Raw genomic sequence first — 1366 nt, forward strand, 5'->3', positions numbered from 1 at the left:
CAGCCGTCATGCCGGTGAGGGTGTCCGTGCGCATGAGAATGGCCGTGCTCGTGGCCGTGATCGTGCTCGTGGTGGTGGTGGTGATCACCGGCATGGGCATCGTGACCTCGCTGGGTGCCGGCAAGGACGAGAACTGGTCGAAGCTGACGGCCGGGCAGTCGGGCATCCGCACCATCACGCGGTTTCCGACCGACGGGCTGAAGACCCGCATCGCCGGTTGCGTCGACTTCGTCGCCGCCGAGCCGTTCAGCGCGCCGCTGCTGTCCGAGAAGCTCGCCGAGCTGGCCGTCGACGAGGCGATCGTCCAGTCCGGCATCGGCTCGCCCGGGCGGTTCCCCGGGCCGCTGTTCCTCGGCGTCGCGCCGGTCGAGATCGAGTGGCCGCAGCGGGTCGAGCTCGCCGCCGCCGCCGGCGCCAACGGCAACGCCACCTATGACGACATGCTGCGCGCCGCCGCCACGGGCCGTTTCAAGGCCCACCACGAGCGCTTCCAGTTCGCCTCCGTCGCCGACCACCTGGCGGCCCGCTTCGGCACCCAGGGCATGCCGATCTCGCTGTCGACGGCCTGCGCCACCGGCGCCAGCGCCATCCAGCTCGGCGTCGAGGCGATCCGCCGCGGCGAGACCGACGCCGCGCTGTGCGTCGGCACCGACGGCTCGGTCAACACCGAGAGCCTGGTGCGCTTCCAGCTCCTCTCGGCGCTGACCACTGCCAACGACCCGCCCGAGGAGGCGGCCAAGCCGTTCTCCAAGAACCGCGACGGCTTCGTCATGGCGGAAGGCGCCGGCGCTCTGGTGCTGGAGAGCTACGAGTCGGCGAAGGCGCGAGGCGCAAAGATCCTCGGCGTGGTCGAGGGCTGCGGCGAGCTGTCGGACTCGTTCCACCGCACCCGCACCAGCCCGGACGGCAAGCCGATCATCGGCTGCATGAACCAGGCGATCGCCGACGCCGGCCTGACCATCGCGGACATCGACTACATCAACGCGCACGGCACCTCGACGCCCGAGAACGACAAGATGGAGTGCCTCGGCGTCACGGCGGTGTTCGGCGAGCGCGCCGGACAGGTGCCGATGTCGTCCAACAAGTCGATGGTCGGCCACACGCTGTCGGCGGCCGGCGCCGTGGAGGCCGTGTTCACGGCCCTGACGCTGTCGAGCCAGCGCATCCCGCCGACCATCAACTACCAGATCCCCGATCCGGCCATCCCGCTCGACGTGGTGCCCAACGTGGCCCGCGACGCGAAGCTGTCGCACGCGCTCTCCAACTCCTTCGGCTTCGGCGGCCAGAACGTCACCCTGGTGATGGGCCTGGAGCCGGCATGACGGCACGCCACACATCCTCCTGGTCATTCCGGGGCGCGGCGCAG

1 protein-coding gene is annotated in these 1366 nt (G+C 70.5%); it reads left to right on the forward strand.

The annotated features are described in order from the left end of the window. The first annotated feature begins 38 nt into the window (after positions 1 to 38). Positions 39 to 1322: a beta-ketoacyl-ACP synthase gene (locus CH341_RS31275; protein ID WP_111423596.1), complete on the forward strand. Its 1284-nt coding sequence runs from the start codon at positions 39 to 41 to the stop codon at positions 1320 to 1322. Positions 1323 to 1366 lie beyond the last annotated feature (44 nt).

Source organism: Rhodoplanes roseus (genome assembly GCF_003258865.1).
GTDB lineage: Bacteria > Pseudomonadota > Alphaproteobacteria > Rhizobiales > Xanthobacteraceae > Rhodoplanes > Rhodoplanes roseus.